Raw genomic sequence first — 23,558 nt, 5'->3', positions numbered from 1 at the left:
TCTGCCAGAGGGGTCCGACACTTCCGATACCTTGCGCACGATGTAATCGTGGACTAGGTTCATGGACGTGCCGGATGAGTTCCTCTTGGACGAGCAAGCCTGCTTCGCGCTCTACGCGGCGTCGCGCGCGGTGACGGACTCCTACCGTCCCCTGCTCGGCGAACTGGGGCTCACCTACCCGCAGTACCTCGTGCTGCTGGTGCTGTGGGAGTCCGACGCCCGGCCGGTCAAGGAGATCGGCGAGGCACTGCACCTGGACTACGGCACGCTTTCCCCGCTGCTCAAACGACTCGAGGCCAACGGGCTGGTCACGCGGGCGCGCCTGCCCGAAGACGAACGCACCGTGGTGATCAGCCTGACCGAGGAAGGCCGGACGATGCGTACGCGCGCCGCCGGTGTCCCGTCGGCCATCGGCTGCGCACTGGGCCTCGACGACTCCGGGCGGCGGCAGCTGATCGAAACCCTGCGGCGGCTGACGGCGTCGGCCGCCGCCCACTCACTTGGAGGCCCTGATGCCCAGCCGTGACGCGACCACCCACTGGGTCGGCGGACTGCAGAACGGGAAGGGCGAGGTCACGCTCGACTCGTCCAACGCCGGCACGTTCTCCGTGTCGTTCCCGACCCGCGCGGGCAACCCGGACGGCCAGACGAGCCCCGAGGAGCTCATCGCGGCGGCGCACTCGTCGTGCCTGGCGATGAACCTGTCGGGCGTGCTGGAGGCCCAGAAGCTGACGGCGGACTCGATCGACGTGAGCGCGGAGGTCACCCTCGGCCCGGCGGCCGGCGGCGGCTTCGAGATCAGCGGCATCGCGATCACGCTGCGCGCGTCCCTGCCCGGCGTGAGCGCGGAGCAGTTCGCGGAGTACGCCGAGACGGCGGAGAAGACGTGCCCGGTGTCGAAGGCACTGGCCGGCACGACGATCACCCTGGACGCGGCCCTCGTCTGAGGCCCGTCGCGAACGGCCCCCTCCTTTTCGCCGAGGGGGCCGTTTCGCGTCGGTGCACCAGCCGCGTCAGTGCACCTTGGCTCGATAAGTCGACTTCTTCGCCTGGTTCCCGCAGATCTCCATCGAGCACCACCGCCGCGTCCCCGGCCGGGACGTGTCCAGGAACAGCGCGCCGCAGCGCTCGCCCGCGCACCTCCGGACCCGCGCGAACTCCGGGGACGTCGCCAGCTCGAGCGCGTCCCGCACCAGCAGCGCGAGCATCGCCGACGCCGGATCCGCGGCCTGCCAACGTAACTCCCCCGAAGTCGTCAGCGACGGCGCGGGTACCGGCAGCGCCGCGAAGCGGTTCAGGCGCTGCCGCGTCGCGGGACGCACGGAGTCCGTGAGCAACGCGTGGATCGCCTCCCGCGCCGCCCACGCGTCGTCGGCCGATGACGGGCGCACCGGGACCGGGTACGGGCCGAACGCGTCGATCCACGCTCCCCACGCCGTCGCGTCCGGGAGCTCCTCCACCGCCGCGGGCGTCCCGCGGTAGCGCAGCGTGCGGATGAAGTCGAGGCACGGTCTGCCCGCTCCGGAGCGGAATCGGTCCGTCATGGGGATCACAGTACGCCGGAACCGGTTTGACTGGTACCGTCGGGAACCGATCAAACCGGTTCCACAAGGGGGCGCACATGACGGACACGAAGCAGGAAGCCCCACCCGGCTGGCTCGTGCTGCTACTGGCCGTCTCCTGTGGACTGACCGTCGCCAACCTCTACTACGCCCAGCCGCTGCTCGCCGAGCTGCGGCACACCTTCGGCGTCGGCGAGGCCGCCGCGGGCGGGGTCGTCACCGCCACCCAGATCGGCTACGCCGCGGGCATGCTGCTGCTCGTCCCGCTCGGTGACCGCCTCGAGAACCGCGGCCTCGTCGCGACGCTGCTCGCGCTCGCCACCGCGAGCCTGGTCGCCATCGGCGTCGCCCCGGGGTTCGGCGTGCTGCTGATCGCCTCCCTGGTCGCCGGGGCCACGTCGGTCGTCGTGCAGATCCTCATCCCGTTCGCCGCCGACATCTCCCCCGACGCCATCCGCGGCCGGATCGTCGGGCGCGTCGTGAGCGGGCTGCTGTTCGGCATCCTGCTCTCACGCGTGGTCGCGAGCTTCCTGGCCGAGGTCACGAGCTGGCGCGTGGTGTTCCTGATCTCGGCCGGCGCGATGGCCGCGCTCGCCGTCGCGCTGCGGTTCATCCTGCCGCGCCGGGCACCCAAGACCGACGTCCACTATGGACAGCTGCTGCGCTCGACCCTCGCGATGTGGAAGAAGCACCCCGCACTGCGCCACCGCGCGCTGTACCAGTCGGCGATGTTCGGGGCGTTCAGCGCGTTCTGGACGACGATCGCGTTCGTGCTCACCGCGCCGCCGTTCAACTACAGCCAGCTCGGCGTCGGGCTGTTCGCGCTGGCCGGCGCGGCGGGCGCCGCCGTGGCACCGCTGGCCGGGCGGCTGTCGGACCACGGCCACGGCCGGCGGCTCACCGCGGGCGCGTTCGCCCTCTGCGCGGCCGCCTTCGCGCTCGCCGGCTTCGGCGCCCACAGCGTCGTGCTGCTGGCGATCGCCGCGATCGCGGTCGACATGGCCGTCCAGGCGACGCTGGTGACCGGCCAGCACGTGATCTACCAGCTCGACCCGTCGGCCCGCGCCCGCGTCAACAGCGTCTACCTCGGCACGTTCTTCATCGGCGGCGCGATCGGCTCGCAGGCGGGCTCGATCGCCTACCACCTCGGCGGCTGGACGGCGGTCGTCGTCTTCGCCGGCGCCCTCCCGCTGCTCGGCCTGGCCGGAATGGCGCGCACCCGAGTGTGAAATCGATGAATTCGACGCGGCCCGGCCATTATCCACAGTGCAGCCGAAAAGCGTAGATCACTGCCACATTGGATTCAGTCAACGCGCGGCTTTCCGGCCGAAAATGTCCGGAAGTGACGAAGACCGGACAAAAACGGTAACTCTCCAGCTGATCGACACGACGACCCCGGTGCCACCCAACTGGAGGTCTCGGGATCATGGCCTGGAACCCTCGTCGTCGCCTGTCGGTCACCCTTCGAAGAAGTCGCAAGCAGCTGGCGCGGGGAGTGGTTCTCCTCCTCGTCGCGGCTCTGCTGCCGCCGGCCCAGAACGCCGGCCTCGCGCCGCTGCTGACGTCCGCCTCGCCCGGGGGCGGCGCGGTCGACGTCCCCGCCCACCCGGACGGGGTGTCCTTCAACCCCAACCAGCTCAAGGGAATCCAGGCGGCCGACCCCGGCACCGGGATCAACCTCATCCAGCCGCCGACGGCGAACAACACCGGCGAAGCCCGGCTGAACTACCCGATCGAGCTCCCGCCGGGCCGGGGTGACGCGCAGCCGCAGCTGTCGCTCGCCTACGACTCGGCGAACGCCGACGGCTGGGCCGGCATGGGGTGGGACCTGCGCCTGCCGTCGATCACCATCGACACCCGCTGGGGCGTGCCGCGCTACGACGCCGGGCTCGAAACCGAGACCTATCTGCTCGACGGCGAACAGCTCACTCCCGTGGCCAATCGGACGCCACTACTGGCCAGAACCGCGGAAAAGGTGTTCCACACCCGGACCGAAGGACAATTCCGCAGAATCGTCCGGCACGGCGCCAACCCCCGCGAATACTGGTGGGAGGTCACCGCCAAGAACGGGACGCGGACGATCTTCGGCGGCCCGGCCGCGGCCGGCACCGACAGCACCACCCTCACCGACGACGCGGGCGACATCGCCGTCTGGGCGCTGAGCGAAACCCGGGACACCCACGACAACTTCGTGCGCTACCACCACGTCCGGGTCAGCGATCCGGGCGTCACCGGCGGCACCGTGCCCGGCGTCGCGCTGTACGCGCAGAAGATCACCTACACCGGCCAGGGCAAGATCGAAGGCCGCTACAGCATCACCTTCACCCGGGACCGCGACCGCGGCGAGCCCCGGCGGCCGGACGTCCAGATCGACGGCCGGAACGGGTTCAAGCAGGTCACGGCCGACCTGCTGCGCCGGGTCGACGTCTTCCTCGACGACAAGCCGATCCGCGGTTACGAGCTGAACTACCGCACCGGCGCGTTCGCCAAGACGCTGCTGCAGTCGGTGACGCAGTTCGGCGAAGACGGCTCGCCGTTCACCACCCACACCTTCGACTACTACGACGACATCCGCTCCGCCGACGGCCGGTACCAGGCGTTCGGCGACGCGCTCGGGTGGAGCGTGCCGGGCGACTCGCTCGGGGAAAGCGTGCCCGGCGGACACGCGAGCGCGCTGTCGGCCACGACGTCGCGCAGCGCCGGCGGGCACCTCTACGTCGGGTTCAACCCGGCCGTGGCCCGCAAGTCCGGTTCGGCGGGCGCCAAGGTCGGGTTCAACGCCGGCAGCTCCGAGGGCCTGCTCTCGCTGACCGACGTCAACGGCGACTCGTTGCCGGACAAGGTGTTCCGGACCGGCGCCGGGATCTTCTACCGGCCGAACCTCGCCGGCCCCGGCGGCGCGCCGAAGTTCGGCGACACGCCGATCAAGCTCCCGAACCTCCCCGGGATCGCCGCGGAGGAGACCCGGTCGACCACGTCCGGCGTCGAGGCGTACTTCGGGGTGGCCGCGCAGCTCGACCAGGTCTCGACCACCACGCGCACCGACCGGTACCTCACCGACGTCAACGCCGACGGCATCGCCGACCTGGTGAACGACGGCGGTGTCCTGTTCGGGCACCTCGACGCCCAGGGCAACCCGGTCTACAGCACGAACAGCGACGACACCCCGGTGCCGATCGGCAGCGGCGCCGCGAACGGGACCATCGTCGGCGACCAGACCGCCGAAATCGAGCGCCAGGTCGACGCCTTCCCGCTGCTCGACAGCGTGCGCCGGTGGGTCGCGCCCTACGACGGCACGGTGCGGATCGGCGGGGGCGCGCGGCTGACCTCCGACCCCGGTGCCGACCGCGCCGCCGACGGCGTCCGCGTGGCCGTGCAGCACGAGGACACCGAACTGTGGGCGCAGCGCATCACCGCGCGCGACCACGCCGTGTACGCACCGTCCGGTGTGGACGGTGTCGCCGTGCACCACGGCGACCGGCTCTACTTCCGCGTCCAGTCCGTCGCCGACGGCCGGTTCGACCAGGTCGACTGGGACCCGGACGTCACCTACACCGATGTCACGCCCACGACCGACGTCAACGGCCTCGACGCCTACCGCTACCTCGCCTCCCGCGACTTCACCCTGGGCGGCCGGCCCTCGACGGTCACCGCTCCCCTGACCGGGACGCTGCACCTCTCCGGTGACGTCTCCAAGGTCGGCCCGACGACCGACGACGTCGCCGTGGTGATCACCCGCAACGGCACCGACGTCTTCAGCCGCACCCTGCCCGCGGCGAGCGGGACGACCGTGCCGGTCGACCTCGACATCCCGGTGTCGGCGAACGACACGCTGTCCTGGCGGCTCAAGGTGGACTCGCCGATCGACGCGGGGACGCTGAACTGGGTGCCGTCGGCGCACTACGTCGCGGCCGAGGGCGGCGTGCCGGTCGTCGACCAGCAGGGCAACCCCACGCTGGTCATCGACCCGCCGTTCGACCTGGACCTCTATCCCGTCGACACGTCCACCGCGCCGCAAGGGACCTACACCGCGGACCGCACCGGGGACCTCGTCGTCCGGCCCGAGCTGGCACTCACCGGGGACGCGCACGTCGTGTTCACCATCAAGCGCCGGGGAGCGCTGCTGGCCAAGCGCGTCCTCGACGTCGTGGCCGGCCAGGTGCCCGACACGCAGCTCACGGTGCCGGTGAACGAAGGCGACGAGCTGTTCTTCGACTACTCCACGCTCGACACCGGCCTGGCGGGCCGGGTCACCGGTCAGTCGGCGTCGGTCAGCACCGACGGCGTGACTTTCACACCGGTGCCGAGCGCGTTGCACTCCTCGGCCGAGCAGGGCGCCTTCGCCCAGCCCTACCGCGGCTGGGCGGCCATCGGCTACCAGGGCAACCGCGACCGCGCGACCGCGCCGATCAAGCAGTCCGACCTCGTGATCGACGCGAGCTACCGGGACAGGATCCCGGGCGCGCCACAGGAGTCCGACGTGCCCGGCTTCGACGGGCGGGTCAGCACGCCGAACGCCGTCGTGCTCGCCCCGCGGCCCGCGCTGGAGCGCTGGGGCAGCGACGACGGCAACACCTGGATCGCCGCCGGCTCGGCGGCCTCGTCCCGGTTCGGCACCGACCGGATCGACGTCGCCCAGGACGCCGACATCGCCGGCGCGACCGGCGTGTCCCGGGTCGCGCGCACGCAGCAGATCTCGACCACGTTCGGCGCGAGCGTGCCCGGCGTCCCGATCGGGGCCGGGGCCAGCGTGGCCCGCGGCCGCAGCTCCGGGCAGGTCGACTTCCTCGACCTCAACGGCGACCGCTTCCCCGACGTCGTCGGCCCGGCCGGGATCCAGTACTCCGACCAGACCGGCGGGCTCGGCACGACCCGCGGCAGCCTCGGCACCGGCAGCGTCCGCGAGTCCGACTCGACGGCGTTCACCGCGTCGGCCAACGCCGGCAGCCCGGCCCGCAGCGCCGCCAACGGCCGTGGCATGTCCGCGCCGTCGGCGGACAAGCCGGCCACCACGGCGCAGTCCGGGAGCGAGCTGCCGAGCCTCGGCATCGGCGGCAGCGTCGGCGGCGGCGAGTCCGACGCCGCGTTCGACCTGCTCGACATCAACGGCGACACGCTCCCGGACCGCGTCTACGCGGACGGGAACGCGGCGCTCAACCTCGGCTACCGGTTCGCGGCGCCCGAGCCGTGGCCGGGCGGCCCGCTCGCCGGCTCCAGCACCCGCAGCAGCGGCGCCAACCTCGGCTTCAACACCGACTTCTACGGTCTGGCCGGCGGGGTTTCGGCCACGAACGGCGAGTCCAAGTCCGAAGCCGGGCTCCAGGACGTGACCGGCGACGGCCTCCCGGACCGGGTGTTCTCCCGCAACGGCCAGCCGCTCTCCGTCGCGATCAACACCGGCAGCGGCTTCGCGCCACCGACGCCGTTCGGCGGCAGCCAGGCCGGGATCACCACCGACAGCAGCGCGAACCTCGGCGCCGGTGCCTACTTCACCTTCGGGTTCTGCCTGGGCATCCTGGGCGGCGCCTGCGTCGTGTTCAACCCGGGCGCCGACACCTCCCGGGGCATCGGGCGCAGCGAGGTCGCGCTGCGGGACGTGAACGGCGACGGGTACGCCGACCAGGTCCGCTCCACCCGCGACGACGAGCTGGTCGTCGCGGAGAACCGGACCGGGCGCACCAACCTGCTGCGCACGGTCAACCGCCCGCTGGGTGCGCGCTTCGAGCTCGACTACACCCGCGACGGCAACACGGAGAACCTGCCGCAGTCGCGCTGGGTGCTCTCGCGCACGACGCTGTTCGACGGCCACCCGGGTGACGGCCAGGACTTCCAGGTGTCCACCTTCCGCTACACCGACGGCCGGTTCGACCGGCTGGAAAGGCAGTTCACCGGCTACGGCCGCGTGGTCAGCGAGCAGCGCGACGGCGACACGGTCTACCGCAGCACCACCAGCGACTACCGCACGGACACGGTCTACGCGCGTGGCCTGCTCACCCGCACCGCCACCGCCGACGGCGGCGGGCACCTGTTCACCGAGACGCTCAACAGCTACGTCCTGCGGGACGTGGCCACGGGCAAGATCGCGGACCCGGCCAGCACCGTGGCCACGGTGTTCCCGCTCTTGTCGCGCACCGAGCAGCGCTTCTACGAAGGCGGCGCGGCCGCGGGCAAGACGACCGCCACCGAGAACGAGTACGACGCGTTCGGCAACCTGACCCGCGTCCTCGACACGGCGGACACCGGCGCCGCCGACGACGTCGAGACGAAGATGCAGTACACGGCGGCCGACGCCGCGTGCCGCGACCGCAACATCGTGGGCGTGCCGGACGTCGTGGACGTGGTGGCCGTCGCGGCCAAGGCGACGACCCGGCACCGGGAGTCCACAGTGGACTGCACGACCGGCGACGTCCGGCAGGTGCGCGCGGTGCTGGCCGACGGCTCGAAGGCCGTCACGGACATGGAGTACCTCGGCAACGGCAACCTCAAGGCCGTCGTCGGGCCGGCGAACAAGGCCGGTCAGCGGTACCGCCTCGACTACGGCTACGACCCCGTGGTCGGCGTCCACATCGAGACCATCGTGGACAGCTACGGCTACCGCACGGCCATCACGCACAACTACAAGTACGGCCTGCCGGAGACGACGCTGGACAAGAACTTCCAGCGCGTCCACACGAACTACGACCGGTTCGGCCGGGTGTCCTTCGTCGCGGGGCCGTACGAGATCCCGGAGAACCGGGTGACCGTGAGCTTCGAGTACCACCCCGAAGCGCCGGTTCCGTACGCCGTCAGCAGGCACATCGACAACACGGCCGGCAGCGTCCGGGACGACACCATCGACGTCGTCCAGTTCACCGACGGGCTCGACCGGGTGCTGCAGACCAAGAAGGACGCCAGCGTCGCGACCGAAGCCGGGGCGGACCCGGAAGCGGTGATGACCGTGTCCGGGCACACCGTGTACGACTTCGCCGGGCGCGCCGTCGAGCAGTACTACCCCGTCACCGAACCGAAGGGAGATAACAACTTCGCGTTCGACACCGCGGTCGACTCCGTCACGCCGACGCGGCTGGGCTACGACATCCTCGACCGCACGATCCGCACGGAGATCCCGGACGGAGGGGTGTCCAGCACCGCCTTCGGGTTCGGCGCCGACCGGTCCGGCACGACCCGGTTCGAGACGGTCAGCACCGACGCGAACGGCAAGCAGCGCCGCAGCTACTCCGACACCCGCGAGCTGACCACCGCGGTCAAGGAGGCCAACCCGGCCGGCGGCCAGCCGGTGATCTGGACCAGCTACGGCTACGACGCGATGGGCCAGATCACGTCCGTCGTCGACGACCGGAACAACACGACGAAGGCGACGTACGACAACTTCGGCCGGCGCACGGCCGTGGAGAGCCCGGACTCGGGGAAGGTCGAGACCGGCTACGACCTCGCCGACAACGTCACCAGCAAGGTGACGCCGACCCTGCGCGCCCAGCGCAAGGCCATCCAGTACGACTACGAGTTCACGCGGCTGACCGGGATCCGGTACCCGGTCTTCACCGGCAACGACGTCCAGTACACCTACGGCGCGCTCGGCGCCCCCGAGAACGGCGCGGGCCGGATCACGTCGATCCACGACGCCGCCGGCACCGAGACCCGCGGCTACGGGCCGCTCGGCGAGCTCACCCGGGAGACCCGGACGCTCGGCGGTGACGTGGGCACCAAGGACGACCGGGGGAAGTCGTTCACCACGACGACCCGGTACGACACCTGGAACCGGGTGCTGGAAACCACCTACCCCGACGGGGAGGAGCTGACCTACGGCTACGACACCGGCGGGCAGGTCACCCAGCTCACCGGGGTCAAGAACGGCACCCAGTACGCCTACCTGGCGCGGCTGGACTACGACAAGTTCGAGCAGAAGGTGCTGCAGGAGACCGGCTCCGGTGTCCGGACGACCTACCGCTACGACGCCACCGACCGGCGCCTGGCCACGCTGAAGTCGGCGCAGCCCGACGGGAACACGTTCCAGAACCTCTCCTACGGCTACGACAAGGTCGGCAACGTCACCACGCTGACCAACGACGTCGCGGTGCCGGGCGCCAAGGAGCTCGGCGGTCCCAGCAGCCAGACCTACGGCTACGACGACCTCTACCGGCTCACCTCGGCGACCGGGTCGTACCGCAACGACAACGCCAAGCTGAACCACTACCAGCTGGACCTGGCCTACGACACGCTCAACAACACGACGAACAAGACCCAGAAGCACGACCTCACGGCCACGTCGGGCGCCACCCAGCCGCAGAGCAAGACCAGCTACACACAGAAGTACACCTATTCGGCGCTGCCGCACGCGCCGAGCAAGATCGGCACCGACGTCCAGAAGTACGACGCCGGCGGGAACCTGATCGACATCACCGCCGGCAGGAGCGCCGATGCCGCGAGTGCTGACTCCGTGGTGCTGACGGCCGAGACCAGTGGCGGCAAGCGGACCCAGTTCGTCTGGGACGAGGAGAACCGGCTCGCGTGCGCCTACGACGACGAAGACGACACGGTCAAGCAGGAACCCGCGTCCTGTGACGACAAGGGCGACCAGCCCGACGTCCGGTTCGTCTACGACGACGCCGGCAACCGCGTCGCCAAGGAGGGCAAGCAGACCCACGTCGCGATCGGCACCACCTACAGCCGGGTCGACGGCAAGCCCGTCAAGCACTACTTCCTCGGCGACACCCGGCTGCTGAGCAAGAAGGCCGCCGACGCGGGGTACGAGCACGACCAGTTCTACTTCCACGCCGACCAGCTGGGTTCGGCCACGTACGTCACCGACGAACACGGCAAGCTCGCCTCGCACCAGGAGTACTTCGCCTACGGGGAATCCTGGGTCGAGGAGAACAAGGCCCAGGAACCGGTGCCGTACCAGTACAACGGGAAGGAGTTCGACAAGGAGACCGGGCTCTACTTCTACGGCGCCCGCTACTACAACCCGCGCACGAACCTGTGGCAGAGCGCCGACCCGGCCGCCGGGTCCTATCTGGACGGTGCGCCGAACGGCGGCGTGCACCAGCCGTTCAACCTGGCGTCCTACAGCTACGCCTCCGACAACCCCGTGCGGCTGTCCGACCCGGACGGGCGCAGCACGTGGAACCGCGTCATGGGCGGGCTGAAGCTGGTCGGCGGGTTCGCCGAGTCCGCCACCGGGGCTACGGTCGGCGTGGCGACGTCGTGGACCGGCATCGGCGCGGTCGCCGGAGCCGTGGTGTTCGTCCACGGCGCCGACACCGCGGCCACCGGGCTGCGGCAGCTCGTCTCCGGCGAGGACGAAAGCTCGCTGACCAGCCAGGCCATCCAGCACACGACCGGGCTGAGCAAGGAGACCGTCGACCAGGGCGAAGCCGTCGTCTCGCTCGGTGCCACGCTGGGCATGACGGCGGCCCTCAAGGCCCCGCAGATCGCCGCCGCCACCAGCTCCAACGGCTCGGTTTCCCGGGCGCTGGCCTCGACCGGCCTGATCGCGGGCGGGCTGTCCAAGCCGGGCGCGCTGCGCGCGGCGGCGATCGAGGTGCACGACCTGGCCCTGCTCGAGAAGGGCGGGCAGATCCGGCACACGATGTCCACCGTGGCGTTGCACGAGGCCCGGCTGGCCGACGGCACGACGCAGATCTTCGCGTCGGGCTCGAGCGGCCGGCTGTCCACGGCGCAGATCGCGCGGCTGGTCGAGCTCGGCGTGCCACGGGCGAACATCGTGCGCGGCGGCTTGCACGCCGAACGGAACATCCTCGCCGCCGTACCGGAAGGAGCGGAGCAGGTGCGGTGGGGCATCGCCTGGAGCACGGCCAACAAGCCGGTACCTTGTGGCAAGTGCGCCCCGTTCCTGAAGGGCATCATCGAAGGAGCCGAATGACCTCGGTCGACATCGGCTCGCTGGCCGCTTCGGCGGCCGGCGGGCCGGCCACCCGCTCTCCGGCCGACGGCTGGGCGGCCTGCGCCACGATCTGGGCGCGGGTCTACGTCCAAGCCGGCCCCGGGTGGGCGAAGTGGCCGCACCTGGCCGCCACGGCCGGCGCGGCGCTCACCACCGCGCTGGCCCGTGCGGCCGGAGCCGAGGTCTCCGGCGAGGAGGACATCGCCCGCCTGAGCGCGTTCGACGTCGAAGACGACGGGTCCGACGAGTGGCAGCACGTCCTCGACCTGACGACGATGCTGCTGGCCGCGTTGTCCGACGACGACGTCGAATCCACGCTCGAGAGCGCGGTGACGACCTACCTGGAGGGCACGTTCACCGTGCTGGCCAACGACCACGCCCGCACCGCCGGCCGCCCGCTCGGCCAGCCGGAGGCGGAAGAGGCACTGGCGGCCGACGAACGTTGGCAGCGCGCGGTCGGCTTCGTCCGCGCGCTGTGAGCTAGCCGAACACCGCCCGGTTCGCCTCGGCCCACTCCGCGTAGGTCGTCCCCGGGCGGCCGAGCAGGTCTTCGACGACACCGGTCGGGACCTGCGGGTGCCGCAGGGTTTCCTCGAAGCCGTCCAGCAGCCAGTCGACGGCGGCTTCGGGGACCCCGTACCCGACCCACTGCGCACGTTGCTGTGCCCTGGTCAGCTCACGGAACCGGATTTCCTTGCCCAGCACGGACTCCAGCGTCGCGACCTGCCCCCGCAGGCTGATCGCCTCCGGTCCACTGAGGACGTACGTGGCGCCTTCGTGGCCTTCGGTGGTGAGCACGCGGGCGGCCACCGCGGCGATGTCCCCGAGGTCGATCGGGGTCTGCGTCGCGTCGCCGTAAGCCATCGCGGCCTCGCCCGCGGCGACCATGGGCGCCCAGTCGAGCGTGTTGTTCATGAAGACGCCGGGACGCAGGAAGGTCCATGCGAAACCGGCGTCACGGACCGCCTTCTCGACGGCGCCGTACTCGTTGCCGCTGGAGCCTTCGTGGTCGTCCCCGACGCTGCTGCCCGACAGCGCGACCACCCGCTTGATGCCGGCTTCGGTGGCGAGTGCGCAGAACTTCCGGACGGTCCCCGCCATCGGGGCGAGGTAAACGGCGTCGACGCCGTCGAGCGGCAGGGTCGACGGCCGGGCCAGCGACCCGACCACCACCTCGGCCTCGGGCGGCAGCTGCGCGCGTTCGGGGTCGACGGTCAGCGCTCTGACCGGGGCGCCCAGCGCCAGCAGCTCGTCGACCACCAGCCGGCCCACGCTGCCGGTCGCGCCCGTCACCAGGATCGTCATCGTCATGCCCTCCTCGTTCTCGTATGCCGTACGAGATCGTACGGCATACGGGAACCCCGGTGCACGTAAATTGCCTGACGAACGGTTCGCGGACGAGCCGCGCTGCGAGTCGTCCGGCGGTCGCGGTCGTCACCGCCGGCGGAGCGACCGAGACTTCAGGACGTGATGGTCGGCAGCTCAGGCGCCGCGACGTCGTAGACCTTGCCCTCTTGGGTGAGCAGTGCCGCCAGGACCTTGGCCTTGCGGTCCGTCTGCTCCGGTGTCCCCCAGCGGACGATCTTGCCGCTCGACAGCGTGAACTCCACGCTCGCCGGGGTCTTCGCCGTCGCCGTCGTGACCTGCTTCAGCAGCTGCTCCGGGATCACCCCGAGGACCGCCGTCACCGCGCGGGTCACCGGGTCGTCCGCCGACACCTTCGGCAGCTTGAGCTCCGGCAGCCCCGCCGGTCGGGAAGGCACCGTCTTGAAGACCACGCCGCCGCCGTCGACGAGGTGGACGCCGTCGCCGCCCGGGCCGCTGTCGAAGAACGCGATCGCCGTCCGCTCGGTCACCGTGATCTCGACCGTGTTCGGCCACGACCGCGACACCTCGACCGTCGCGATGCCCGGCATCCCGGCCACCCGGTCGCGGATGTCGTCGGTGCTCAGCAGCAGCATCGGCTTGTCCAGCGGCACCGCCGCGACCGCGCGGATCCGGTCGGCCGTCACCGTGCGCGAACCGCTGACCGAGACGTCCTTCGCGCCCAGCATCGAGCTGAAGAACAGCAGGTACACCAAGGCGATCACGGTCAGCACCGAGAGCAGGGCCACCCACCGGCGGCGGATCTCGACGCGCCGGTTGGGCCGGTTGCGCGGCGACGGACGCGTGGCCGCGCGGGTGCGGCGGCGCTCCTCGTCGGAGCGCCGCCCCCGGCGTTCCCGCGCCAGGGCGGCACGATCCCGTTCGTCCTCTTCGGACGGACGGCGGCGTTCCCTGGTCGGACTCATCGGCTCAGCGCTTGTCCAGCTCGGCGAGGATCTCCGGGCCCAGCTGCGTCACGTCCCCGGCGCCCATGGTGACCACGAGGTCGCCGGGCTTCGCCAGCCCGGCCACCAGCGGCGCGGCGACGTCGAACGCCGGCTCGTAGTGCACCGTCGCCGTCACCCGGTCCGCGATCAGCGCGCCGGTGACCCCGGGCTCGGGCTCCTCGCGCGCGCCGTAGACGTCCAGCACGACGACCTCGTCGGCCTGCGACAGCGCCTCGGCGAACTCCGCCGAGAACGTCTTGGTCCGCGAGTACAGGTGCGGCTGGAACACCACGATCACCCGCCCGGTCCCGGCCGCCGTCCGGACCGCGCGCAGCTGCGCGGACACCTCGGTCGGGTGGTGGGCGTAGTCGTCGTAGACGCGGACGTCGCCGGCGCGGCCCTTGAACTCGAACCGCCGCCGCACGCCGCCGAACACCGCGAGCCCCTCGACCAGACCTTCGACGGGCGCACCGAGCTCGATCCCGGCCAGCAGGGCCGCGAGCGCGTTGTTCGCCATGTGGTCGCCCGGCACCGCGACCTTCACGTCGATCAGCTTGGTCTTCAACGAGATCCGCACGACCCCGCCGTCGGGCTGCGGCTCGTAGGACATGACCTTGGCGTCGTCCGGCCCGCTGACCCAGTGGCCGTACCGCTGCACGCGGACACCGCGCTTCTCGGCGGCGTCGCCCAGCGCGTCGGCCCCTTCGTCGTCGGCGCAGACGATCAGCAGCCCGTCCGGGTCGAGCCGGTCGACGAACTCGGTGAACACCTTCGTGTAGGCCTCGGCGGTGCCGTGGTGGTCCAGGTGGTCCGGCTCGACGTTCGTCACGACCGCGACCGACGGCGAGTAGGCCAGGAACGAGCCGTCGCTCTCGTCGGCCTCGGCGACGAAGATGCCGCCCTCGCCGTGGTGGGCGTTGGCCCCGGACTCGTTGAGGTCGCCGCCGATGGCGAACGACGGGTCGAGCCGGCAGTGTTGCAACGCCACGGTGAGCATCGACGTCGTCGACGTCTTGCCGTGCGTGCCCGCGATGCAGGCGACGCGGTGGCCCTCCATCAGCCCGGCCAGCGCCTGGGCCCGGTGCAGCACCGGGATCCCCGCGGCGCGCGCCGCGGCCAGCTCGGGGTTGGTCTCCTTGATGGCCGTCGAGACGACCACCGACGACGGCGGCTCGGCGAGCGCGGTCAGGTTCGCGGCGGCCTGGCCGACGAACAGCTCGGCGCCCTGGGCCCGCAGCGACAGCAGCGCGCGCGACTCCTTCGCGTCCGAGCCCGACACGAAAGCGCCGCGGGCCAGCAGGATCCGCGCGATGCCGGACATGCCGGCACCGCCGATCCCGATCAGGTGCGCCCGGCGCAGCTCTTCAGGCAGTTCAGGCACCAGCGGCCTCCAAGACGATGCGGGCGAGGGTCTCGTCGGCCTCGCGGTGGCCCATGCCGGCCGCCGCCGCGCTCATCTTCGCGACGCGGTCGGCGTCGGTGACCAGCGGGACGACCAGCTCGGCGACCTTGGCCGGGCTCAGGTCGGCGTCGGCGATCATCAGCGCGGCCCCGGCGTCGACGGCGGGCCGTCCGTTGGAGGCCTGCTCGCCGTTGCCGATCGGCAGCGGGACGAACACCGCGGGCAGCCCGACCGAGGTCACCTCGGCGACGGTCATCGCGCCCGAGCGGCAGATCGTGACGTCTGCGGCCGCGTAGGCCAGGTCCATCCGCTCCAGGTACGGCACCGGCACGTACGCCGGCTTGCCCGGGAACTCCTGCACGACCAGGGTGTTCTTCGGGCCGTGCGCGTGCAGCACGCCGACCCCGGCGTCCGCCAGGTCCTTGGCCGCGCCGGACACCGCGGCGTTGATCGACTGCGCGCCCTGCGAACCGCCGAACACCAGCAGCGTCGGGGCGTCCGGGTCCAGGCCGAAGTGGGCGCGGGCCTCGGCTCGCAGCGCTGCCCGGTCCAGCGAGGTGATCGACCGCCGCAGCGGGATCCCGACGACCTCGGCCTTCGGCAGTGACGTCCCCGGGACGGCGACGGCGACGCGGGCGGCGAACCGCGCACCGACCTTGTTGGCCAGGCCCGCCGACTTGTTGGCCTCGTGCACGACGATCGGGACGCGCCCGCGCGCGGCCAGGTAGGCGGGCAGGGCGACGTAGCCGCCGAAGCCGACGACGACGTCCGCGCCGACCCGCTCCAGCACCTCGCGGGTCTTGCGGACCGAGTCGCGGACCTTCAGCGGCAGCCGCAGCAGCTCCGGGGTCGGCTTGCGCGGCAGCGGGACCGGCGGGATCAGCTCCAGGTCGTACCCGCGGGCCGGGACCAGCTTGTTCTCCAGGCCGCGCTCGGTCCCGAGGGCGATCACCGTCGCGTCCGGGCGCAGCCGCTTGACGGCGTCGGCCAGGGCGAGGGCGGGTTCGATGTGTCCTGCGGTGCCACCACCGGCGACCACGACCACAGGCCCTTTGCCCGTGGCGGACCGCTCGGTTCCCTTGACGGGCTTACTCACCAATGACCTCTCCGGTTCGCGGTACTCCGGGTACCACGGCTCGCTGTTGTCCGCGCGGCCCCGCCGCGAGACGTGGCCGTGCTCGTCCGTGCCGCGCTGCGGCGCACCGGTTCGCGGACCGACCTGCGTCGTTCCTGCGCCGGGGCGGGCCGCGCCGCACGGGGCGCGGGCCTGGCCGCCTTCGCCCCGGTGCGCGCCGCCCCCTTGCGGGTGGCGGGCGGGCGGTACGGATCGGGCGCGGGCAGCCGCAGCAGGCGTCCGAATTTACCCGGCCCCTGTGTGCGCAGCGCGGCCACCGCCTCCGGTTCGTGCCGGGCGGCGTTCGCGAGCACCCCCATGATGAGCATGGTGATCACCAGCGAGGTGCCGCCGTAGGAGATCAGCGGCAGCGTGACGCCGGTGACCGGCAGCAGGCCGACGACGTAGCCGATGTTGATGCCGGCCTGCGCCACGAGGAACACGGTGAGCGTGCCGGACACGATCCGGATCCACGGGTCGATGTTGCGGGTGGCGATCCGCAGGCCGACGACGGCGACCGCGGCGAACAGGGCGAGCACGACGACGCACCCGATCAGCCCGAGCTCCTCGCCGATCAGGGCGAAGATGAAGTCGTTCTGCACGTTCGGCAGGTAGTTCCAGCTGGCCGCGCCCTGGCCGAGGCCCTTGCCGAGCAGCCCGCCGTCGGCGAGCGCCAGCTTGGCCTGGTTCGCCTGGAAGCCCTCGGCGCTGGTGTCGGCGTCCGGCGAGAGGAACGACATGACGCGGGCGAGCCGGTAGGGCGCGATGAGAGCGAGCACGAGCACGCCGGCCAGGCCGCCCGCGAGGATCACGCCGAACAGCCGTTTCGGGGCGCCGGCGAACCACAGCAGCGCCAGCAGGACGACGGCGAGGGTGACCGTGCCGCCGAGGTCGGGCTGCAGCATGACCAGGGCGAACATCAGCAGCGCGATCGGCACCACGGGCACCAGCAGGTGCCGCCACTGGTGGATCACGTTGTACTTGATCACCAGGATGTGCGCGCCCCAGAACGCCAGCGCGACCTTCGCGGCCTCGACCGGCTGGAAGGTGAAGTCGCCGAGGCGGAACCAGCCCTGCGAGCCGTTGACCGTCGACCCCAGCGGGGTCAGGACCAGCACCAGCAGGCCCAGGCAGATCACCGTCGCGGTGGCCGACATCCGCCGGATCCGCTCCAGCTTGACCCGCATGCCCAGCCAGAACACCACGCCGCCGAGCGCGACGAACACCAGGTGCTTGGTGAACAGCGCGTACACGCCGCTGCCGGTCTTCGGGTTGTACGAGCCGACCGACGACGCCGAGAGCACCATGACGATGCCGATGACGGTGAGCACGCCGGTCAGCGCGAGCACGAGGTGGAACGACGCCAGCGGGCGCGAGAGCCACGCGGTCAGCGCGGTCCGGAACGCGACGAAGCCGCTCTCCTTGCGCTCACGGCGCGGGCGCTTCGGCGGTGTCTTGGGCTTGGGCTCAACGGCCGTCACTCGGCTCCCCCGCTGCGTCGTCGCGGAGGACGTGCACCGCCGCGGCGAACGCGTCGCCGCGCTCGCCGTAGTTGCGGAACATGTCCAACGACGCCGCGGCGGGTGCGAGCAGCACCACGTCACCAGGCCGGGCCATCGCGCTGGCCGCACTCACCGCCGCAGTCATGGGTTCATGGTCACCCGGACGGAGGCTGTTCACCGGGACATCGGGCGCGTGTCGCGCGACCGCGGCGGCGATCACGGGTGAATCGACCCCGAGTAGCACGACTCCGCGCAACCGGCCCGCGATGCTGCTCACCAGTTCTTCGACGGAAGCGCCCTTGAGCTGGCCACCGGCGATCCAGACGATGCTCTCGTGCGCGCGCAGCGACCCGGCGGCGGCGTGCGGGTTGGTCGCCTTCGAGTCGTTGACGTACCGGACCCCGGCGACCTCGGCCACCTCGACGGCCCGGTGCGGGGCCGGCTGGTATTCGCGCAGCCCCTTCAGCACGGCCTCCGGCGGGACGCCGTGGGCGCGGGCCAGCGAGGCCGCGGCGAGGGCGTTGGAGACGTTGTGCGGGCCGGGCGGGCGGACGTCGGCGAGGGTCGCGAGCTCCTCGGCGCTGTTCGCCGAGTCTGCGACGAAAGCGCGGTCGACCAGCAGGTCCTCGACCAGGCCCAGCTCTTCGGCGGCCGGGGTGTCCAGCCGGAAGCCGACGCGGCGGGCGCTCTCGGGCGCGTGCTCCTGCGCGATCCGCGTGGACCACTCGTCGTCGGCGTTGTGCACGGCGACCTTGGCGCGCGCGTACACGCGCCCCTTGGCGGCGGCGTAGGAGTCCATCGAGCCGTGCCAGTCGATGTGGTCCTCGGCCAGGTTGAGCACCACGGCCGCGTCCGGGGCCAGCGTCGAGGACCAGTGCAGCTGGAAGCTGGACAGCTCCACGGCCAGCACGTCGTAGCCCGCGCGCACCGCGTCCAGCGCCGCGTAGCCGATGTTCCCGCAGGCCACGGCGTTGCTGCCGGCCGACTTGAGGATCGACTCGAGCATGCCCACGGTGGTCGTCTTGCCGTTGGTGCCGGTGACGACCAACCACGACGGCGGGTGCTCGCGCAGCTGCCCGACGCGCCAGGCCAGCTCGACGTCGCCGATCACCTCGACACCGGCTTCGGCGGCGGCCACCAGCAGCGGCGACGTCGGCCGCCAGCCGGGGCTGGTGACGACGAGGACGACGTCGGCGGGCGGCTCGGTCAGCCCGGGCACCAGCTCGGCGCCGAGGCCGTCCAGCTCGGCCAGGCGCTCGGCGTTGCCGTCGGTGACGGTCACGCGAGCGCCCAGCTCGGTGAGCACGGGCACGATCGACTTCCCGGTGACCCCCGCACCGGCGACGAGAACGTGACGACCGGCGATGTCCACGTTCCGACCTTCCTCCCCGCCACCGCCCTCAACGGAGACGCTTCGCGCCACTGGTTCTACCCCCCGAAGCCCAGCTGCTCGCTGTAGAACAGGCCGAGGCCGAACATGCAGCAGATCGCCGAGAGCAGCCAGAACCGGATGATGACCGTGGTTTCCGCCCACCCGGCGAGCTCGAAGTGGTGGTGGAACGGCGCCATCCGGAACAGCCTTCGCCGCGTCGTCCGGAACACCGCGATCTGCGCGACCACCGAGATCATCTCGACCATGAACAGGCCGCCGATGACGATGGCGAGCAGCTCGGTGCGGGTGGTCATGGACAGGCCGGCGACCAGGCCGCCGAGGGCCAGCGAGCCGGTGTCGCCCATGAAGATCTTCGCCGGGGCCGCGTTCCACCACAGGAACCCGACGCAGGCGCCGGCGGCCGCGGCGGCGACCACCGCCAGGTCGAGCGGGTCGCGGACGTCGTAGCAGGCCGGCGCCGGGCCGTTGGCGCAGTTCAGCCGCTCCTGCCAGAACGCGATGACGACGTAGGTCGCCAGCACCATCGCCGCCGAGCCGCCGGCCAGGCCGTCGAGCCCGTCGGTGAAGTTCACCGCGTTCGACCAGCCGGAGATCACGATGTAGCAGAAGATCACGAAGATCACCGACGGGAAGGTGATCAGCGCGAGGTCGCGGACGTAGGAGAGGCTCTCCGACGCCGGCGTGATGCCGCGCGAGTCCGCGAAGTTCAGCGCCAGCACCGCGAAGGCGATGGTGACGACCAGCTGGCCGACCAGCTTCGCCGTCTTGTTCAGCCCCAGGTTGCGCTGCTTGCGGATCTTGATGAAGTCGTCGAGGAACCCGACGATCCCGAGGCCCACCGCGAGCATCAGCACGAGCAGCCCGGAGGCCGTCGGCGCGCCGCTGCGGGAGTTGAACATCCAGTTGATCAAGTGCGCGGCGAAGTACCCGACGACCATCGCGATGATGATCGCGACGCCACCCATCGTCGGCGTACCGCGCTTCGACTTGTGTCCCTGCGGGCCTTCCTCACGGATCTCCTGGCCGAAGCCCTGCCGGGAGAACACCCGGATGAGGTAGGGCGTGAGCAGGATGGAGATCAGCAGGCCCGCCCCGGCCGCGATCAGGATGCTGATCACGCGTCACCACCGTTCGAGCGATTCTCGGAGTTGTCGGTTTCCCGGGGTTCGAGCAGGGCTTCGGCGACCCGCCAGAGACCGGCGGCCTTGGAGGCCTTGACCAGCACGACGTCCCCGGGACGGAGCTGATCATGCAGCAGGGCGATCGCGGCACTCACGTCGGGTACCAGAGCCGATTCCTCGCCCCAGGAGCCCTCCTGGTGCGCGCCCTGGTGCATGGCCGCCGCCTCGGGGCCGATCACGACGAGCTTGGCGATGTTGAGCCGGACGACCAGCCTGCCGATCTCGTCGTGGGCGTTGACGGCGTCCGCGCCGAGCTCGCCCATCACGCCGAGCACGGCCCAGGACCGGCGGCCGCTGTCCCGCGTCATCGCCGCGAGGGCCTTCAGGCCGGCCCGCATCGACTCGGGGTTGGCGTTGAAGGAGTCGTTGAGGATCGTCACGCCGTCTTCGCGGGTGACGACCTCCATGCGCCGTGCGGACCGGCGTTCGAGGCTCGACAGCCGCGTGGCGATCTCCGCCGGCGTCGCACCCAGCTCCAGCGCGACCGCCGCGGCGGACAGCGCGTTGCCGACGTGGTGCTCGCCGTGCAGCGGCAGCTTCACGTCGGCCTCGCCGGCCGGGGTGACCAGCCGGAAGGAGGCGCGGGCCTCGTCGTCGAGGGTGATGCCCTCCGCGCGGACCTGCGCCGAGGCGCTTTCGCCGACGAACACGACGCGGGCCTTCGTGCGGCTCGCCATGGCCGCGACCAGCGGGTCGTCGAGGTTGAGGATCGCGACGCCGTCTTCCGGCAGGGCCTCGACCAGCTCGCCCTTGGTCTTCGCGATGCCGTCGCGCGACCCGAACTCGCCGACGTGCGCGGTCCCGACGTTGAGCACCACGCCGATCTTCGGCGGCGCGATCTCGGCGAGGTGGGCGATGTGCCCCGGCCCGCGCGCGGACAGCTCCAGCACCAGGTGCCGGGTCTCCGCGTCGGCCCGCAGCGCCGTCCAGGGGTGGCCGAGCTCGTTGTTGAACGACCCGGGCGGCGCGACCGTCGGGCCGAGCGGCTCGAGCAGCTGCGCGATGACGTCCTTCGTCGACGTCTTGCCGGACGAGCCGGTGACGCCGACGACGGTCAGGTTACCCTCGGCCAGGCGCTGCACGACGAACCGGGCGAGCTTGGCGAGCGCCGCGAGCACGGCCGCCCCGGAGCCGTCCTTGTCGCCGGTCAGCGCGACCGACCGTTCGTGGGCCTCGCCCGGCGCCAGCGGCGGGACGACGATCGCGGGCGCGTCGACCTCGCGGGCGGCCAGCACGGCCACGGCGCCGGCCTCGACGGCCTGCGCGGCGAAGTCGTGGCCGTCGACCTTCTCCCCCGGCAGGGCGACGAACAGGCTGCCGGGCGTGAGCTGCCGGGTGTCGAACTCCACGCTGCCGGTCACCTGCGCGCCCGGGTCGGCGCGGTGCAGCCGGCCGCCGACGACGTCGGCGATCTCGGCCAGGCTGAGCACGATCACACACTCACCTCGAGTTTGTTGCGGATGGCCGCGGCCAGCTCGTCGCGGTCGGAGAACGGGTGCACGACGCCGCCGGCCTCCTGGCCGGACTCGTGCCCCTTGCCGGCGAGGAAGACGATGTCGCCGGGCTCGGCGAGCGCGACGGCGTGCTCGATGGCCTGGCGGCGGTCGCCGATTTCGACGACCTCGCCGCCCTCGGCGGGCCCGACGGCGCGGGCGCCGGCGAGCATCGCGGCGCGGATCGCCGCGGGGTCTTCGGAACGCGGGTTGTCGTCGGTGACGATCAGGACATCGCTGCGGCGGGCCGCCGCCTCGCCCATCATCGGGCGCTTGGCGGTGTCGCGGTCGCCGCCGCAGCCGAGCACGGTGATGATCCGGCCCTCGGCGCGGGCCCGCAGCGCGTCCAGGCCCTGCGAGACCGCGGCCGGCTTGTGGGCGTAGTCGACGACGGCGGTGAACTCCTGGCCGACGTGGACCCGTTCCATCCGGCCCGGCACCTGCACCTGGGCGAGCCCGGCGACGATGTGCTCCAGGCTCACCCCGGCGGTGCTCAGGATCGCCGCCGCGAGCACGGCGTTGGCGACGTTGAACTCGCCGGGCAGCGGGATCCGCGCGGGTGCGCTGAGGCCGTCCGGGCCGTGCAGGGTGAACGTCTGCTCGCCGTGCGGGGTGGCCTGCAGGTCGGTGGCCTTCCACGCCGCGTCGGTGCCCGGGTCCGTGGTCACCGTGACGGTCTGCGGCGTGAGCAGCGCCTGGCCCCACGCGCTGTCGACCACGACGACCTCGGTGGTCGAGCGGCCGTCGAACAGCAGCGACTTCGCGGCGAAGTACTCCTGCATGTCCTTGTGGAAGTCCAGGTGGTCCTGGGAGAGGTTGGTGAACGCGCCGACGGCGAACCGGGTGCCGTTGGCGCGGCCCAGCGCGAGCGCGTGGCTGGAGACCTCCATCGGCACGTGCGTGACGCCGCGCTCCAGCATCACCGCGAGCAGGGCCTGCAGGTCCGGCGCCTCCGGCGTGGTGAACCCGCTGACCAGGCGTTCGCCGGCGATCCGGGTCTCGACCGTGCCGATCAGGCCGGTGGTCAGGCCGGCCGCCTGCAGACCGGCGTCGACCAGGTAGGACGTCGTGGTCTTGCCCGAAGTCCCGGTGACGCCGAGGACGGCCAGCCGCAGCGACGGCTCCCCGTAGATCCAGGCGGCGATCTCGCCGAGGGCGGCGCGCGGGTCGGCGTGGACGAGGATCGGGACGCCGGCGTCGCGCAGCGCGGGGCGCTCGGCCCCGTCGGCGTCGGTGAGCACCGCGACGGCGCCCGCGGCGATCGCCTGGTCGCTGAAGTCGGCACCGTGGGCCCGGGCACCGGGCAGGGCGGCGAACAGGTCGCCGGGCAGCACGTGCTGGGCGCGCAGGGTGGTACCGGTGACGGTGAGCTCGGCGGCGTCGGGACGGTCGGCGATCAGCCGCGCGTCCGCCCTGGCGAGCAGCGTCGCCAGCGGGACCGGGTCGATGCGCGCCGGGCGCGGCGGCGCGGGGACCGCTTTCACCGGGCTTTCCGGCACCTGGGAACTGGACGAGGACACGGACACGGCCAAGAGGCTACCGGCGGGCGTCCGGGGGGCCCGCACGCGGTACGGCGATTGCGCGCGGCTGAGGCAGATGTGCTAGGCGGCGCCGTCCACCCCGTTGCGCCGCAACGCTTTCTCCGGCGCTTCGGACCGATGTGGACGCTGGACACGGCAAAGCCCCCTCACCCGG

Annotated in this window: 15 protein-coding genes; 5 read left to right on the top strand and 10 right to left on the bottom strand. The window is 71.8% G+C overall.

Annotated elements, in window-relative coordinates:
* Nucleotides 1-67 precede the first annotated feature (67 nt).
* Together ACZ7PG_RS49750 and ACZ7PG_RS49745 are read left to right on the top strand one after the other, a co-directional pair.
* Complete coding sequence (locus tag ACZ7PG_RS49750; RefSeq protein ID WP_470246498.1) at nt 68-526, top strand: MarR family winged helix-turn-helix transcriptional regulator; 459 nt, start codon at nt 68-70, stop codon at nt 524-526.
* Complete coding sequence (locus ACZ7PG_RS49745) at nt 513-947, top strand: OsmC family peroxiredoxin (RefSeq protein ID WP_155546023.1); 435 nt, start codon at nt 513-515, stop codon at nt 945-947. The genes ACZ7PG_RS49750 and ACZ7PG_RS49745 overlap by 14 nt, the downstream gene beginning before the upstream one ends.
* 66 nt (nt 948-1,013) lie before the next feature.
* Here the strand turns inward: ACZ7PG_RS49745 and ACZ7PG_RS49740 are convergent, their stop codons facing one another.
* Nucleotides 1,014-1,544, bottom strand: a complete 531-nt coding sequence (locus ACZ7PG_RS49740; protein ID WP_470246236.1) for a CGNR zinc finger domain-containing protein — start codon at nt 1,542-1,544, stop codon at nt 1,014-1,016.
* Between the two features lie 77 nt (nt 1,545-1,621).
* Between ACZ7PG_RS49740 and ACZ7PG_RS49735 the strand changes: the two genes are divergently transcribed.
* The 3 genes from ACZ7PG_RS49735 (at nt 1,622) to ACZ7PG_RS49725 (ending at nt 11,945) form a co-directional block, all read left to right on the top strand.
* On the top strand, nt 1,622-2,791 hold the full coding sequence (locus tag ACZ7PG_RS49735; RefSeq protein ID WP_470246235.1) for an MFS transporter: 1,170 nt from the start codon (nt 1,622-1,624) through the stop codon (nt 2,789-2,791).
* Nucleotides 2,792-3,057: 266 nt separating this feature from the next.
* Complete coding sequence (locus ACZ7PG_RS49730) at nt 3,058-11,445, top strand: SpvB/TcaC N-terminal domain-containing protein (protein ID WP_470246234.1); 8,388 nt, start codon at nt 3,058-3,060, stop codon at nt 11,443-11,445.
* Complete coding sequence (locus tag ACZ7PG_RS49725; RefSeq protein ID WP_470246233.1) at nt 11,442-11,945, top strand: hypothetical protein; 504 nt, start codon at nt 11,442-11,444, stop codon at nt 11,943-11,945. Before ACZ7PG_RS49730 ends, ACZ7PG_RS49725 begins: the two co-directional genes overlap by 4 nt.
* A gap of 1 nt (nt 11,946) precedes the next feature.
* Here the strand turns inward: ACZ7PG_RS49725 and ACZ7PG_RS49720 are convergent, their stop codons facing one another.
* The 9 genes from ACZ7PG_RS49720 to ACZ7PG_RS49680 form a co-directional block, all read right to left on the bottom strand.
* Nucleotides 11,947-12,771 carry an NAD(P)H-binding protein gene (locus ACZ7PG_RS49720; protein ID WP_470246497.1) on the bottom strand — a complete coding sequence of 275 codons (825 nt, stop codon included), beginning with the start codon at nt 12,769-12,771 and terminating at the stop codon, nt 11,947-11,949.
* 155 nt (nt 12,772-12,926) lie between these two features.
* Nucleotides 12,927-13,757: a cell division protein FtsQ/DivIB gene (locus ACZ7PG_RS49715; RefSeq protein ID WP_470246232.1), complete on the bottom strand. Its 831-nt coding sequence runs from the start codon at nt 13,755-13,757 to the stop codon at nt 12,927-12,929.
* A gap of 4 nt (nt 13,758-13,761) precedes the next feature.
* Nucleotides 13,762-15,159: a UDP-N-acetylmuramate--L-alanine ligase gene (murC, locus tag ACZ7PG_RS49710; RefSeq protein ID WP_470246231.1), complete on the bottom strand. Its 1,398-nt coding sequence runs from the start codon at nt 15,157-15,159 to the stop codon at nt 13,762-13,764.
* Nucleotides 15,152-16,276, bottom strand: coding sequence for an undecaprenyldiphospho-muramoylpentapeptide beta-N-acetylglucosaminyltransferase (gene murG, locus ACZ7PG_RS49705; protein ID WP_470246230.1), 1,125 nt, complete (start codon nt 16,274-16,276; stop codon nt 15,152-15,154). The genes murC and murG overlap by 8 nt, the downstream gene beginning before the upstream one ends.
* A complete protein-coding gene (ftsW, locus tag ACZ7PG_RS49700) occupies nt 16,273-17,775 on the bottom strand; it encodes a putative lipid II flippase FtsW (RefSeq protein ID WP_470246229.1) in 1,503 nt (500 codons plus the stop codon). Before ftsW ends, murG begins: the two co-directional genes overlap by 4 nt.
* Nucleotides 17,762-19,168 (bottom strand): UDP-N-acetylmuramoyl-L-alanine--D-glutamate ligase, encoded by a 1,407-nt coding sequence (gene murD / locus ACZ7PG_RS49695; RefSeq protein WP_470246228.1) that lies wholly within the window; start codon nt 19,166-19,168, stop codon nt 17,762-17,764. Before murD ends, ftsW begins: the two co-directional genes overlap by 14 nt.
* Nucleotides 19,169-19,224: 56 nt before the next feature.
* Nucleotides 19,225-20,307: a phospho-N-acetylmuramoyl-pentapeptide-transferase gene (gene mraY / locus ACZ7PG_RS49690; protein WP_155546014.1), complete on the bottom strand. Its 1,083-nt coding sequence runs from the start codon at nt 20,305-20,307 to the stop codon at nt 19,225-19,227.
* A complete protein-coding gene (locus tag ACZ7PG_RS49685) occupies nt 20,304-21,806 on the bottom strand; it encodes a UDP-N-acetylmuramoyl-tripeptide--D-alanyl-D-alanine ligase (protein ID WP_470246227.1) in 1,503 nt (500 codons plus the stop codon). Before ACZ7PG_RS49685 ends, mraY begins: the two co-directional genes overlap by 4 nt.
* Complete coding sequence (locus tag ACZ7PG_RS49680; protein ID WP_470246496.1) at nt 21,803-23,347, bottom strand: UDP-N-acetylmuramoyl-L-alanyl-D-glutamate--2,6-diaminopimelate ligase; 1,545 nt, start codon at nt 23,345-23,347, stop codon at nt 21,803-21,805. Before ACZ7PG_RS49680 ends, ACZ7PG_RS49685 begins: the two co-directional genes overlap by 4 nt.
* Between the last annotated feature and the right edge of the window lie 211 nt (nt 23,348-23,558).

The sequence above is a fragment of the Amycolatopsis sp. NPDC114504 genome (assembly GCF_055633595.1).
The sequence above is the reverse complement of the archived record's forward strand: the minus strand, read 5'-3'. Positions and strand labels throughout refer to the sequence as shown.

Excerpts from the sequence above, each read along its gene's own strand:
- ACZ7PG_RS49745 (WP_155546023.1), top strand. The coding sequence starts at position 513 with ATGCCCAGCCGTGACGCGACCACCCACTGGGTCGGCGGACTGCAGAAC.
- ACZ7PG_RS49740 (WP_470246236.1), bottom strand. The coding sequence starts at position 1,544 with ATGACGGACCGATTCCGCTCCGGAGCGGGCAGACCGTGCCTCGACTTC.
- ACZ7PG_RS49735 (WP_470246235.1), top strand. The coding sequence starts at position 1,622 with ATGACGGACACGAAGCAGGAAGCCCCACCCGGCTGGCTCGTGCTGCTA.
- ACZ7PG_RS49725 (WP_470246233.1), top strand. The coding sequence starts at position 11,442 with ATGACCTCGGTCGACATCGGCTCGCTGGCCGCTTCGGCGGCCGGCGGG.
- ACZ7PG_RS49720 (WP_470246497.1), bottom strand. The coding sequence starts at position 12,771 with ATGACGATCCTGGTGACGGGCGCGACCGGCAGCGTGGGCCGGCTGGTG.
- ACZ7PG_RS49715 (WP_470246232.1), bottom strand. The coding sequence starts at position 13,757 with ATGAGTCCGACCAGGGAACGCCGCCGTCCGTCCGAAGAGGACGAACGG.